This window comes from Nesterenkonia flava (assembly GCF_031432335.1).
In the GTDB taxonomy this organism is placed as follows: Bacteria; Actinomycetota; Actinomycetes; order Actinomycetales; family Micrococcaceae; genus Nesterenkonia; species Nesterenkonia flava.
In genome coordinates this window covers 188,677-202,812 of sequence record NZ_JAVKGT010000001.1, presented here as the reverse complement: position 1 = coordinate 202,812, position 14,136 = coordinate 188,677, and the positions used below count along the sequence as shown (strand labels likewise).

Here is a 14,136-nt window from a genome sequence, read left to right as displayed (position 1 = left end):
CATAGCTACATCCTTTCAGCTTAAAAAGATGCGGCATCAAACCTGGGACGCTTCACTGCAGGTGAGGTAGTCATGCTGGAGTCCTCTCGTTAGTGCTGGCGCAGCCGGCGGGTGATCAGGCCCATGCCGACCAGCCCCACCACCGTGACGATGACGGACAGCGCCGCAGCCGAGCCGAAGGAGCCGGCTTGCTGCAGGTTGAAGATGGCCACACCCAGGGTCTGGGCGTTAGGGGCTAGGAGCAGCGCAGAGATGGTCAGCTCCCGCACCGCGGTGAGGAACACCAGCAGTGCACCGGCCCAGGCGGCGGGAACGGCCAAGCGCACCGACACGTCGGTGAAGGCCCGAATGGGGGAAGCGCCGCTGATCCGTGCGGCCTCCTCCAGAGTGGTGGAAGTGGATTTCAGGGGCGCCTCGATCGCCTGGACGACGAGCGCGATGAAGGACATCACGTAGGCGCACAGGATCAGCCACGGGGTGTTGAACAGCCCCAGATGCGGCGCCAGCAGCAGCCAGCCGATGGCAACGATAAGGCCCGGGACTGCCAGGGGCATCAGCGAGACGGTGCGCAGCAGCCCGCGACCGGGCAGCTGGGTGCGGGTAACGACGGTGCCGATGGCCAGTCCCACGATCCCCGTGATCGCCGCGGCGCCCAGGGCCAGGGAGATGCTGGTCTGTGCTCCCTCTGCTGTCCACCGGCTCTGCAGCACGGTGGTGAAGTTGTTCAGCGTGAGGGTCTCCCAGCTCAGGGCCACTCCGGGGGCTGGAAGCAGCGCCTGAAGCATGAGCGCGCACAGCGGCAGGACTGTCAGGGACAGCACCAGAAGCCAGGTGACGCTGCCCAGTATCCAGGGGCGACGCAGCCGGATGGGTTCGGTTCGGGCGTAGGCGGCTTCCACTGCGTAGCTGCGTCTGCTCAGAAGCCGGATGAGGAGCATCCCGGCGGCCACCATGACCAGCAGGACGACGCCGACGCAGGCTGCCAGCTGCACGGGATTCTCGACGGTGCCTGAACGGACGAACCGGTAGGCGATGGTGGCCAGGGTCTCATACCCCCGCGGGGCCCCGATGAGCGCCGGAATGCCGAAGTCGGCGAGATTGGACACCGTGACCAGGACGAAGGAGGACACAAGGGCCGTCCGTAGCAGCGGCAGGGTGATGTCCCCGAGTACGCGGCGGCTGCCGGCACCGCTGGCCCTCGCGGCCTGCTCTAATTCGGCGGGGATGCGAGCCAGCGCAGCCGCGATCAGCAGATATGCGATGGGATAGGAGTGCAGGGCCAGCAGGAGGACCACTCCGTCGCCGCCGTAGATCACCCACAGAGGACTGCCTGTCAGCTCGGTGGCGGCGCGGTTGATGTAGCTGGCTGGACCGAAGAGCCCCACCCACGCAATGGCGCCGATGAAGGGCGGGACGAGCATGGGGCTCAGTGCGAGAATGCGCAAACCGGCGCGTCCGGTCAGGGTGGTGTGCTCGATGGCCAGGACGAGCAGCAGCGCCATGAGAACGGCGAGGACACCGGATCCCACGGCGGAGACCACGCTGTTGAGCGCGGCCTGTGCGACGTCGGCCCGGGCCAGCTCATTGAGGCGGCCGCTAGCGAGCCCGTAGAGAGCCACTGTGCCCAGCGGAATGAGGATGACCCCCAGGCAGAACAACCACAGCCCGGCATTCAAAGCCCCAAGAGTGGGTAGGCGGCGGGAAGTGCGCCGGACGCGGACATCCCCGCTCCGGGGCCCAGTGGGCGTGCCGGAGGGGGTGGTCCGCTTCATCAGATCAGTTGGTGCCAATGGTGCTGTTGAACAGGTCGAGTGCGCCCTCGGGGCTTCCTGCGTCCTCGCGCACGGGCAGGTAGTTCTGTCCGACGGCGAACTCCTGGCCGCGCTGGCTGATGACGTAGTCGACGAATGCCTGCGCTGCTTTGGGCTCATCGGTGGCTTCGAAGATGCCGATGGGCTGGAAGATGTAGGGCACACCCTCCTCCGGATAGGAGACCTCCACGGGGGAGCCGGCATCGCGCAGGTCGCGCATCATGAAGTCGACCACAATGCCGATGGGTTGGCTGCCGTCGGCCACGGCCTGACCCACAGGACCGTTGGAGTCCTGCATGACGGGGGAGTTGGCCCCCAGGTCCTCGAACCAGGTCTCGCCCAGGTCCTCGTGCAGGTACCAGACGGAGGTGTTGAAGGCTGCTGCGCCCGAGACTGCCGGGTTGGGCAGGGTGATCTGGCCCTGGTGCTGCGAGTCGGTCAGCTCCTGCCAAGAAGCGGGCGGGGTGTCGACGTCGTTGGTGTTGTAGGCAATGACCGTGGGGATGATGCGCGTGCCGTAGTAGTAGCCCTCGGAGTCTTTGAACTCCTCATCTACGGCATCGGCTTCCTCCGAGTCCATCTGCAGCAGCAGATCCTGCTCCTTGAAGCCTTCGACCGTGGGCGCGTCTGCGGCGAGGAAGACATCCGCCCCGGGCGCGCCGTTGGCCAGTTCGGACTCGAGACGGGCCGTCAGATCACCGGTGCCGGCGCGGAAGACCTCGACCTCGATGTCGGGCTCGACCTCGTTGAAGTCGGCGATGAGTTCGTCGATCTTCTCCTGGGGTTCGGACGTGTAGAGGGTGATGGTTCCGCTGAGGCCCGAACCCTCCTCGGAGCCGGCGTCGGCGCTGTCCCCGTTGTCGCCGCAGGCGGCGAGAAGCAGGCCGGAGAGCAGAGCGGTGGTCAGCAGGGTGGTGCTGCGGGTGCGATGTGCCATGAATGTTCCCCTTTGGTGTCTGGCGATGGTGGTGTGTCGGTACGGGTTGATGCGTCAGGACAGCGTCATGTGCGGAGTGCCCGGCAGGTCTTCAGCAGCGTGGGCGGGAAGGCTCCCCGAGGTGAAGAGCCGCGCGGCGGTGTCGCGCAGCGGGTACGGGGTGGCGCTCCACGAGTTCGCCTCGAGCCGGATGAGGGAGTAGCCGGGGGCGTCTGTCCCGCCGGCTACCGGACTGGGCCCAGGCTGCAGGATCTGGCGGTAGGAGAGTGCGGGAGCGGTCTATACGGGGACGGAAGCCAGCGCTCCGGCCTGCACGTGGTGATAATGACCGGTGAGGATGAGCCGCACGTCGGAGCCCGTCAGCACCTCGGCAAGCTCGTGCCCGTTGCGCAGGCCCTTCCCGCGCAGTGCGGGGACGGGAGAGGCAAGCGGACTGTGGTGCAGGCAGACCACGGAGCCCCATTCCGGCACGGATCCGTGGCTGAGCTCCTGGCGGAGCCAGTTCAGCTGGGGTTCGTCGAGGGAACCCGAGGAGCTGTTGAGGACGATGATGCGCAGTGGCCCCAGCATCAGACTGCGATGGCCCGCCGCCAGGGGACCGGAGAGGCGGTCGAAGGCAGGTACGTCGTGATTCCCCAGCACCGGAATCAGAGGTGCGCCGAGGTCTTCGGCCACCTGGTCCAGCGCTCTCAGGACGGCGGGCATGGCCTCCGGAGAGGTGCGGTCGATAAGATCTCCCGGGGCGATGACGGCGTCGATCCTCACCGGAGCGGAGGTCAGCTGCTGACGGAGCTCCGTCAGCCGTGCGAGTCCGTCCACGCGGCCGTGCAGCGGACCTGCGAGGGTGGCGTGGATATCGCTGAGATGCAGGAGGCTCAGGCTCACCGTCCGGTCTCCTTCTGGCGCAGTGACTCAAGTGCGGCCTCGGGCAGGCCCCGGCTGCGCAGATAGTCCTCCACCGAGCCGTGTTCGATGATGAGCTCCTGGAGGACATCAGCCAGAGCGTCGCTGGGGCTCTGGGTGTGCGGGGCCAGACTCGCGGCCAGGGTCTCCTCATCCAATCCCTGCGAGTTCAGCGCGGCGCGGACGCGGTCATGGTGAGCGGCCGGCATCTGTGCGCCGGAGAGCTCGTAGTCCTCGAGGATCTCCGGAAGCTCGTCTCCGGCCGCCAGGCGCGTCAGCGCCGTGACGAGCCCCGTGCGGTCTTTGCCCACGGCGCAGTGGACCAGTGCGACGCCGGGAGCTTCGGAGATGCTCCGGACGGCCAGGGCGAGGCGATCTCTCCGTTCGGTGAGCAGGAAGCGATAGACCTCCCGCAGGGAGCCGGTGGCCGGGGGCCCGTCGGGAAGCTGATAGAGGGGCACGCGCTGTGTGCGAATCGCAGGGCGGCCGGGGTGCCCCGCGCCGAGTGCATCCGGTGCTTGTCGCTCCAGGGGCTCGCGCAGGTCGATGACGGTGGTGACGCCGAGCTCCTGCAGGCGCCGAGCACCGGCTTCCGTCACGCCGTCCAACGCGGCGGAGCGGATGAGCCACGGGGCGCCGGCGGAGTCAGTCGCGGTCACGCGCGCATTGAAGGTTCCGGGGATCTCCAGCGCAATTGAGGTCTCCACTGCGTGCATTCACCTGTTCCGGGTCGTGTCCGCTCGCGAAGAACGGGCATTTCACCGTTTCACAGTCCATGAAAACTGTCGTCTTCATGGTGGGAGGAACAAGTGAACGCACGGTGAATGAGGGATGATCCCCGGGTGATATATGGATGAACCTCCCAGTACACTGCGCTGGGAGGGGCGAGACCGTCCTTAGCTCAGACGAGAGGCCGCCGCTGCATCGATGTGCCAGACCGTCTCCAGCGTCCCACGGGCGTTGCGAGCCGGAATCTCCTCAACCGGTGTCGTCTCGGCGAAAGCCTTGGCCACTGCCTCCGCTTTGTCCTCGCCGGCTACCACGGTCCAGACCCGAGCAGCGGTGTGCACAGCGTCAAAGGTCAGGGAGACCCGCAGGGCGGGAGGCTTCGGGGAGTCTTCCTCCCCCACGGTGGCCGCTCCTTCGGCGTGGAGGGCCGCCTTGCCCGGGAAAAGGCTGTTGATGTGCCCATCGGGTCCGACGCCCAGGAGCATGAGGGCAAAGCCCGGCATCTTCAGGGCTGAGGCTCCGCCGGCTGGAGCGGCGTCCTCCGAGGAGGCGTGAACTTCCAGCTGCTGAGCGTACATCTCGGCGCCAGCCGCAGGATGTGCGGCCTCTTCGGAGGTGGGCATCGGGTGGATGTTCTCCTCGGGGAGTCCGTGCTCTGCTACGAGGAAATCCAGCAGTGCCTCGCGCGCCTGGTGATCATTGCGCTCTGGGTCGCGAGCCGGCAGAAGCCGTTCGTCTCCCCACCAGAAGTGCACACGCCCCCAGTCGGGGGCGGACGCGCCCTCGCGGAGCAGGGCACCGAGCGCAGAGAGCGCCCCGATTCCGGCGCCGCCCCCTGTGAGGCCCACATGCACGACGCCGTCAGCCTCGCTGGTCTCCCGAAGGACAGCAAGCATCTTCCGTGCCACGGCCGCGGTCAGGGCGTCCTTGTCGTCGAAGAACTCCGTGCGCGGGGCTGCAGCAGCGGGATTGATCTCAATGGCCATGGGTCGTGATGTCCTTACGCCTCGGGGGTCTCGTCATTGGCGAGGCTAGCCGTTCCAGCTCCATGTCAGGTGGACGCTCGAGGTGGGCGCCAGTGTTAGGGAATGCGCCACTCGCGTCCGTCGCGGGCGAGCATCTGGTGGGCCGAATCCGGACCCCAGGAGCCGGGCTCGTAGGGATCGGGCTGGGAATCCAGGGACTCCCAGCGCTTGATGAACGGGTCCAGGATCCGCCAGGACAGCTCCACCTCCCGGTGCCTGGGGAAGAGCGGCGGCTCGCCGAGCAGCACGTCCAGGATGAGTCGCTCGTAGGCCTCGGGGCTCTCCTCGGTGAAGGAGCGCCCGTAGCTGAAGTCCATGTTGACATCGCGGACATCCATCTGAGTCCCCGGGACCTTGGAGCCCAGGCGCAGCGTTGCTCCCTCATCCGGTTGGATGCGGATGATGAGGGCGTTCTGCCCGAAGTTCTCCTCCGTAGTGTCGGTGAAGAGCAGGTTGGGGGCTCGCTTGAACACCACCGCGATTTCCGTCACCCGGCGTCCCAGGCGCTTGCCGCTGCGCAGGTAGAACGGGACTCCGGACCAGCGCCGAGTGTGCACGTCCAGCTTGAACGCCGCGTAGGTCTCCGTGGTGGATCCTGGGTCGAAGCCCTCCTCCTCGAGGAAGCCCACCACCGGTTGGCCGTTCTGCACACCGGAGGTGTACTGACCCCGGGCGCTGGCCGAGGCCAGGTCCTCAGGGACACGGACAGCTTCGAGCACCTTCTCCTTCTCGCGGCGGAGGTGATCGGCGTCGAAACTGATGGGCTCTTCCATCGCAGTCAGCGCAAGCAGCTGAAGGAGATGGTTCTGAATCACGTCGCGGGCTGCTCCCACGCCGTCGTAGTAGCTGGCACGCCCGCCAATACCGATGTCCTCGGCCATGGTGATCTGCACGTGATCCACGTGCTGGTTGTTCCACAGCGGCTCGAAGAGGCGGTTGGCAAAGCGCAGCGCCAACAAGTTCTGGACGGTCTCCTTGCCCAGGTAATGATCGATGCGGAAGACGTCGTCGGCAGCGAAGACCGTCTCCACCACGCGATTGAGCTCGCGTGCCGAGTCGAGGTCGTGGCCGAAGGGCTTCTCGATGATGACCCGGGACCAGGGATCAGCTGGCCCCTCGACCGGCCCGGTGACTTCCGCCCTGCGGGCCAGGCCGTGGGCTGAGAGCTTCTCGCACACGGTCTCAAAGGAGTTCGGCGGGATGGAGAGGTAGAAGGCATGGTTGGACTCCGTGCCGCGGGTGTCCGCGAGCTCGGCCAGCACCGTTCCCAGACGGGCGAAGGCATCGTCATCGTCGAAGCCCGAGGCGGTCACGAATCGCAGACCCGCGGCCAGCTGATCCCAGGTCTGCTGGTCGAAGCCGGTACGGGTGCCCTTCTTCACGTGGGTGAGTACCTCGGCCGCGAACTGCTCATCGTTCCAGTCGCGCCGACCGAAGCCGACCAGGGAGAAGCCGCGCGGCAGCCGACCGCGATTGGCGAGGTCGTAGACCGCAGGAAGCAGCTTCTTGCGCGCCAGGTCACCGGTGACGCCGAACATCACCATGGCGCTGGGGCCTGCCGTGCGGCCGTTGCGCGTTCCCTGGGCAGCCACGGTCTCGCTCACAGCGCGTTCACTGCCTCGAGGATCTGTTCGAGGCCGGCCTTCCTGTCGGTCAGGTGCAGCTGGACCACCGGCATGCCGTGGCCGGCCAGGACCTGCGCGTCCCCGGCCGCCTGCGCGGAGATGAGCTGACCCAGGCTGAAGGGCCGGTCCGGAACCTCGATGTCCTGCTCGGATGCGGCAGTGATCTGCAGGAATACGCCAACGTGCGGCCCGCCCTTATGGAACTGTCCCGTGGAGTGGAGGAAGCGCGGTCCCCAACCGAAGGTCACCGGCCGTCCGGAGGCGGCCGCAAGCTGCGGGCGGATCTCCTCCAGCTGGCTTTCCGAGGTGCGGTCGAGGTAGGCCATCACGGCGAGATAACCGGTCTCGGGCAGACGGGACAGCAGCGCCTGGAGCGCATCGGTCACACTTGCCTGGCCAGAGGCCAGCAGGGATTCGTCCCCGGAAACGCGGATCTCCACGGCACCGTCAACGATAGGCTCGGCGGCCTCGGGGGCGGGGGAGTCCAGCAGCGTGCGGGCTGCTGCCTTGGCCGATTCGACGTCGGGCTGGTCGAAGGGGTTGATGCTCAGCAGAGAACCGGCCACTGCGGTGGCGAACTCCCACAGCAGGAACTGTGCCCCCAGGCTTCCTCCGGTGCGGACCACGTGGGGGGAGACCACCGTGTCGCCGGCGTCGCCGTCCACGCTGGAGCCGTCCTCAGCTTCGGCGTCGATGATCTCCACCACCAGCACGTCATCTGCGTCCCGAGTCAGCTCAGGCTCACCGTCAGCGACGATGACGGGCAGCACGCCGGTGCCCTCCTTGCCGGTGGACTCGGCCAGCAGCTGTTCGATCCACGCCCCCAGGCCCACGAGGGGAGATCCGGCGTCGGCGATCACCAGCTTGTTACGCAGCGGAGAAGTGCCGCCCACGGCGGAACCCAGCTGGAGGCCCGGGTTGGACGAGTCGTTCTCCGAAAGAATCTCCAGAGCATCCTCGGCGTCGTCCAGCAGGGACTCCACATCAGCTCCGGCCAGCCCCGAGGGGACCAGACCGAAGGCGGTCAACGCTGAATAGCGCCCGCCCACAGTGGGGTCCGCCTCGAAGACTGCGCGCACGCCATCAGCAGTGGACTGCTCGTGCAGCGGGGATCCGGGGTCGGTCACCACCACGGTGCGGGAGAGCGCGTCGATGCCGGCGTCGGCGAACGCCTTTTGGACGATGCGCCGCTGGGAGTCGGTCTCCACCGTGGAGCCTGACTTGGAGGAGACCACGAGCACGGTGCGCTCGAGATCGGTCAGCGCCGCGGCCACCTGCTGCGGGTCCGTGGAGTCCAGGACTACCAGCGGGACGCCCTCGGTGGCGCAGATGACCTCGGGGGCCAGTGAGGAGCCGCCCATGCCGGCCAGCACCACGCGGTCAACGCCCTCGCCCGCGAGTTCCTCGCGCAGCGCAGTGATGCGCGGGATCAGCGCACGGGAGTCCTCGAAGGGGGCAACCCAGCCCAGGCGCTTGGAGGCTTCGTCCTCGGCAGCCTCACCCCAGAGGGTGTGGTCCTTCGCCGCCAGCCGGGAGGCGAACTCGTGGTCCACCAACCCGGGGACCTGCGCGTCGGCGGCCTCGCGGGCCGCACCCATCAGTGACAGAGACAGCGAGCTCATAGTCCTCCTGCTTTCGCGTGATGCATCAAGACGTGGATATCTCTAGGTGACGATTCGCGGAGAGCCGGCGCCGTGCGACACCGGCCCTCCCAGGGCCTCAGGAGTTGCGCTGAAGGCCCTCGGTGATGGTGGCCAGCAGGCCCTCCCAGGACTTGTCGAACTTCTCCAGTCCCTCATTCTCCAGCGCGTCAACCACGTCGCGGTAGCTGATACCGGCGGCGGAAATGCCGTCGAGCACGCGGTTGGAGTCCACGTAGGTGTCGGTCATGGTGTCACCTTCGACCTCGCCGTGGTCAGCCAAAGCGTTCAGTGTCTTCTCCGGCATGGTGTTGACCACCCCGGCTGCCGCCAGCTCCGTGACGTACAGCGTGTCCGAGAGGGAGGGATCCTTGGTGCCGGTGGAAGCCAGGAGCAGGCGCTGGGGGCGGCCGCCGCGCTCGGCCAGCAGCAGCCAGCGCTCGGAGCTGAAGGACTCTGCAGCGATCTGGTGTGCCAGGCGAGCGTTGGCGATGGCCGCCTTGGAACGCAGCTTGTCGGTTCCGGGCTTGCCCTCCTCAGCAGCCAGCTCCAGACGCTTGTCGATCTCCGTGTCCACGCGCGAGACGAAGAAGCTCGCTACGGAGTGGATCTTGGAGATGTCCAGACCGTCGGCGTGCGCCTTCTCCAGTCCCAGCATGAACGCGTTGATGACCGCGCGGTAGCGCTCCAGGGAGAAGATGAGCGTGACGTTCACGCTGATGCCCTCAGCCAGCACCGCGGCGATCGCCTCGATGCCCTCTACGGTCGCGGGGATCTTGATCATGACGTTCTCGCGGCCGACCGCTTCGTAGAGGCGCTTGGCCTCGGCGATGGTGGCGTCGGCATCCCGGGCCATGCGCGGGTCGACCTCGATGGAGACCCGCCCGTCCACGCCGTCAGTCGCGGCGTAGACGCCCGAGAACACGTCGCATGCTTCGCGTACGTCGGAGGTCGTGATCTCGAAGACAGCCTGTTCGGCGTCGGCGCCCTTGGCGGCGAGTTCGGCGAGCTGCTGTTCGTAGGCCTCGCCGTCAGCGAGTGCGGCCTCGAAGATCGAGGGGTTGGTGGTCACACCGACCACGTTGTGGGTCTCGATTAGCTGAGCCAGGGAGCCCGAGTTCAGACGCTCGCGAGAGAGGTCATCCAGCCAGATAGAGACTCCCACATCGGAGAGAGCCTGTGTATTGGGGTTAGCGGTCACGATGGTGTCTCCTCTTGCCGGACGTGCCGGCGTCGTCGGTCGAGGGCTTCAGATAAGGGGTGAGGGTGCCGTGCTTTAGGACGCGGCGGCGTGGATGGACTCCTCCGCAGCGGCGGCCACGGCCTCGGCGGTGATGCCGAACTCACGGTAGAGGGTCTTGTAGTCGGCGGAAGCGCCGAAGTGGTCTAGGCCCACGATGCGTCCGGCGTCGCCAACGATCTCGCGCCAGCCCATGGGGGAGGCCGCTTCCACCGAGACCCGAGCTTTGACGGCCGCAGGCAGCACGGACTCACGGTAGTCAGCATCCTGCTCCGCGAACCACTCCAGGCACGGGGCGGAGACCACCCGGGCTGCGATGCCCTTCTCGGCCAGGGCCTCACGTGCCTCGACGGCGAGGGAGACCTCGGAGCCGGTGCCGATCAGGATGACGTCGGGGGTGACTACGGAGCCGTCCTTGACGGCTTCGGCCAGCACGTAGGCGCCCTGGGCAGCGCCCTCCACCGATCCGAATTCCTCTGCGGTAGCCTCGGCCGCGCCTCGGGCGTAGGTGGGCACGCCTTGGCGGGTCAGGGCGATGCCGGCGGGCCGGTCGTTGCGCTTGAGGATCTCGCGCCAGGCAATGGCGACCTCGTTGGCATCGGCAGGCCGGACCACGTCCAGGTTCGGGATGGCGCGCAGGCTGGCCAGCTGCTCCACCGGCTGGTGGGTGGGTCCGTCCTCGCCCAGTCCGATGGAGTCATGGGTCCATACGAAGATGGAGCCGATACCCATCAGCGCAGCCAGGCGAACAGCGGGGCGCTGGTAATCGGAGAAGATCAGGAAGGTGCCGTTGTAAGTGCGCAGCGGCACCGAGAGCTGGATGCCGTTGGTAATGGCAGCGGCAGCGTGCTCACGAATTCCGAAGTGCAGGTTGCGCCCGTAGGGGTTGCCCTCGAACTTGTCGGTGGAGCGGTCATTGGGCACAAAGCTGGGCTCTCCGGCGATCAAGGTGTTATTCGAGCCGGCAAGGTCGGCAGAGCCGCCCCACAGCTCGGGCAACACGGGTGCCACGGCGTTGATGACCTTGCCGGAGGCGGCGCGGGTGGCCACGTCCTCGCCGGCGGGGAACTCGGGAAGAGTCTTCTCCCAATCCTCGGGGAGCTCACCGGCGGAGAGCCGGTCGAGCAGGGCTGCCTTCTCGGGGTTGTTCTCGCGCCAGGACTGGTAGCTGCGGTTCCACTCCTCGTGAGCGGCGGCGCCGCGGGCAGAGACCTCACGTGCGTGGGCGAGCACCTCGTCGTCGACCTGGAAGTTCTGCTCTGGATCGAAGCCCAGCAGCTCCTTCAGGGCCGTGAGCTCCTCGCCGCCGAGCTTGGCGCCGTGGATCCCGCCGGTGTTCTGCTTCTTGGGGGAGGGCCAGCCGATGATGGTGCGCAGCGCGATCAGGGAGGGCTTGGAGGTTTCAGCCTTGGCCTCGGCCAGGGCGCGCTGCAGCTCAGCGGCGTCCTCCACGTAGTCACCGGTCTTCAGCCAGTCCACGCGCTGGACGTGCCAGCCGTAGGCCTCGTAGCGCTTGGCCACGTCCTCGGTGAAGGCGATGTCGGTGTCGTCCTCAATGGAGATCTTATTGTCGTCCCAGATTACCACGAGGTTGCCGAGCTCCTGGTGGCCGGCCAGCGAGGACGCCTCGGAGGTGACGCCCTCCTGGAGGTCACCGTCGGAGGCGATGACCCACACGGTGTGGTCGAACGGGGACTCGCCGGGCGCGGCCTCGGCGTCGAGCAGGCCGCGCAGACGGCGCTGCCCGTAGGCGAACCCGACCGCGGAGGCCAGACCCTGGCCGAGGGGACCGGTGGTGATCTCGACACCGTCGGTGTGGCCGTACTCGGGGTGGCCAGGGGTCAGGGAGTCCCAGGTGCGCAGCGCCTTGATGTCATCAAGCTGCAGTCCGTAGCCGGAGAAGAACAGCTGCAGATACAGGGTCAGGGAGGTGTGACCGGGGGAGAGGATGAACCGGTCGCGTCCGATCCAGTGCGGGTCGCTGGGGTCATGGCGCATGACCTTCTGGAAGAGCAGATAGGCCGCAGGCGCCAGCGACATGGCGGTGCCCGGATGGCCGGAGCCGACCTTCTCCACCGCGTCGGCGGCGAGCACTCGCAGAGTGTCCACGGCGCGCTTGTCCAAATCATTGAACACGGCAGATTCATTCACGGCGGTATCGGTCACTTAAGTGTCCTCCAAGGGTTCTTCACGTGATGGTTGTGGATCGGAAAGGAGGCACCCCCTTGTGCCGCAACTCACTCCAGCCTACCGGGGGAAAGCCTATGCGTCTTGTGTCAGAGTCTTATTGCTGAACGTTCACACGGCGGAAAGCTCATCGTGAGATGCCCAGCGCATAGGGCACCAGCAGCAGGTTGCGGTGACTGATCACCAGGTCAGCCTGCTCGGCCAGGGCGGGTTTGGGGCAGAACGCCACACCGAGGCCGGCGGCAGTGACCATGTCCAGGTCGTTGGCCCCGTCCCCGATGGCGACGACGGACTGCGGTGATACTCCGTTCTCCTGAGCCCAGGACAGCAGGCGCTCTCGCTTGGCGGTCCTGTCGACGACGGCGCCCGCGACGGTCCCTGCGAGGCGTCCCTCGTGCAGCTGGAGGTCGTTGGCGTGGTAGCCGGTCAGCTGCAGGACCTCGGCCAGGGGTTCCAGGATTTGCAGGAATCCGCCGGAGACTGCGTAGACGGGCCAGTCCCGACGCCGGAACTCAGCCACCAGCTCCTCTGCACCGGCGGTGGGGGTCACTTGGTGGTAGACCTCCTCCAGGACGCTCTCGGGCAGGTCCTTCAACGCAGCGACCCGGGCGTGAAGCGACTGGGCGAAGTCCAGCTCGCCGCGCATGGCCCGTTCCGTGACCTCCGCGACCTCCTGGGCTCGGCCTGCGTGGGCTGCCAGCAGGTCGATGACCTCCTGATCGATCAGCGTGGAGTCCACGTCCATGATGAGCATGAGACGCTCTCCGGAATCCCCCACGGGACGGTGGCGGGCGGGGACCACAGTAGTGGTCACGATCTGCCCGTCGGCCGAGAGCTGGTGGGCGACGTCCTCCAGCAGCGAACCGATCAGCTGAGTCCCGAAGTCGTCGTCGGAGTCCTCCATGGACAGGGACCAGCGCACGGCCTTCACCTGGTGGCGAGCGGTTCCGGATCCGGCTGTGAACTCAGCGGTATCCGTGGCATGGATTGTGCCGCGGCGAGCGAATTCGGCAGCGAGGGAGCGCAGGAGCCCGGCGTCGAGGGTCTCGGCCGCGATCATGGCGACTGAGCCGGCAGGCAGGTCAGCACTGGTTCCAGGCCGACCGGCGGAATCCGCGGTGCGGGAGAGCGAGGATGTCATAGCGACTTCACTCTATGCGATGTGCAGCCCACAGTCGCGGCATCGTCAGTGTCCCCGACGAAGCTGTGCCGTGGCCGCTCTCAGGTCCCGCAGGAACGATAAGGTGTTGGGCATGAGTGCCGTCCTTTCCCTTGACAGCGTGTCCGTACGCCGCGGGCGCAAAATGCTGCTCAACAATGTCTCCTTCACCATCAACGACGATGAGCGGTGGGTGATCCTCGGCCCCAACGGCGCCGGCAAGACCACCATGCTGCAGATCGCTGCGGCGCGGTTGTTCCCCTCCAGCGGCACCGCGCAGATCCTGGACGAGACGCTGGGTGCCGTGGATGTCTTCGAGCTGCGGCCTCGGATCGGTTTCTGCTCCAATGCCATCGCCAACCATCTGCCCCAGCGTGAGACCGCACTGAACGCGGTGGTCACCGCTGCCTACGGTGTCACTGGGCGGTGGCGCGAGGAGTACGAGCAGCTTGACGAACGGCGAGCTTTCCAGCTGCTCAACGACTGGGGCGTCGGCACCGTCTTTGACCGTCCATTCGGTACCCTCTCTGAGGGAGAGCGGAAGCGGGTCCAAATCGCTCGCGCGCTCATGACCGACCCTGAGCTGTTGCTGCTGGATGAGCCCGGTGCGGGTCTGGATCTCGCCGGACGTGAATCCCTGGTGGCCCGCACCAGTGAGCTCATCGCCCATGAGGACGCCCCCGCCACGGTGCTGGTGACCCACCACCTGGAGGAGATCCCGCCCGGGTTTACTCACGTGCTGCTGCTGCGTGACGGTGAAGTCGTGGCGCAGGGGCCGCTGCAGGAGACTCTGACCTCGGAGAACCTCAGCCGCACTTTCGACATGCCGCTGGACTTGACGGAACGAAACGGCCGCTACTCCGCGTTCATGAAACACTAG

11 protein-coding genes are annotated in these 14,136 nt (G+C 66.9%); 1 reads left to right on the top strand and 10 read right to left on the bottom strand.

Annotated elements, in window-relative coordinates:
* Positions 1 to 89 precede the first annotated feature (89 nt).
* The 10 genes from RH857_RS00930 to serB form a co-directional block, all read right to left on the bottom strand.
* Complete coding sequence (locus RH857_RS00930; protein ID WP_310536097.1) at positions 90 to 1,676, bottom strand: ABC transporter permease; 1,587 nt, start codon at positions 1,674 to 1,676, stop codon at positions 90 to 92.
* A gap of 100 nt (positions 1,677 to 1,776) precedes the next feature.
* Positions 1,777 to 2,748 (bottom strand): ABC transporter substrate-binding protein, encoded by a 972-nt coding sequence (locus RH857_RS00925; RefSeq protein WP_310536096.1) that lies wholly within the window; start codon positions 2,746 to 2,748, stop codon positions 1,777 to 1,779.
* Positions 2,749 to 3,027: 279 nt separating this feature from the next.
* Positions 3,028 to 3,633, bottom strand: coding sequence for a metallophosphoesterase family protein (locus tag RH857_RS00920; protein WP_310536095.1), 606 nt, complete (start codon positions 3,631 to 3,633; stop codon positions 3,028 to 3,030).
* The gene (locus RH857_RS00915; RefSeq protein ID WP_310536094.1) at positions 3,630 to 4,358 is read right to left on the bottom strand and encodes a tyrosine-protein phosphatase; all 729 of its coding nucleotides are present in this window, start codon (positions 4,356 to 4,358) and stop codon (positions 3,630 to 3,632) included. The genes RH857_RS00920 and RH857_RS00915 overlap by 4 nt, the downstream gene beginning before the upstream one ends.
* A gap of 189 nt (positions 4,359 to 4,547) precedes the next feature.
* Entirely contained in the window at positions 4,548 to 5,366 is an 819-nt protein-coding gene (gene pgl / locus RH857_RS00910; protein WP_310536093.1) for a 6-phosphogluconolactonase, read from the bottom strand.
* A 95-nt stretch (positions 5,367 to 5,461) separates the two neighbouring features.
* Positions 5,462 to 6,949, bottom strand: a complete 1,488-nt coding sequence (zwf, locus tag RH857_RS00905; protein ID WP_310536099.1) for a glucose-6-phosphate dehydrogenase — start codon at positions 6,947 to 6,949, stop codon at positions 5,462 to 5,464.
* 56 nt (positions 6,950 to 7,005) lie between these two features.
* The gene (locus RH857_RS00900; protein WP_310536092.1) at positions 7,006 to 8,652 is read right to left on the bottom strand and encodes a phosphoglucose isomerase-related protein; all 1,647 of its coding nucleotides are present in this window, start codon (positions 8,650 to 8,652) and stop codon (positions 7,006 to 7,008) included.
* Positions 8,653 to 8,749: 97 nt separating this feature from the next.
* Positions 8,750 to 9,871 (bottom strand): transaldolase, encoded by a 1,122-nt coding sequence (gene tal / locus RH857_RS00895; protein ID WP_310536091.1) that lies wholly within the window; start codon positions 9,869 to 9,871, stop codon positions 8,750 to 8,752.
* 75 nt (positions 9,872 to 9,946) lie between these two features.
* Complete coding sequence (gene tkt / locus RH857_RS00890) at positions 9,947 to 12,076, bottom strand: transketolase (RefSeq protein WP_310536090.1); 2,130 nt, start codon at positions 12,074 to 12,076, stop codon at positions 9,947 to 9,949.
* 148 nt (positions 12,077 to 12,224) lie between these two features.
* Positions 12,225 to 13,238: a phosphoserine phosphatase SerB gene (gene serB, locus RH857_RS00885; RefSeq protein ID WP_310536089.1), complete on the bottom strand. Its 1,014-nt coding sequence runs from the start codon at positions 13,236 to 13,238 to the stop codon at positions 12,225 to 12,227.
* A gap of 112 nt (positions 13,239 to 13,350) precedes the next feature.
* Between serB and RH857_RS00880 the strand changes: the two genes are divergently transcribed.
* Entirely contained in the window at positions 13,351 to 14,136 is a 786-nt protein-coding gene (locus RH857_RS00880) for an ABC transporter ATP-binding protein (RefSeq protein ID WP_310536088.1), read from the top strand.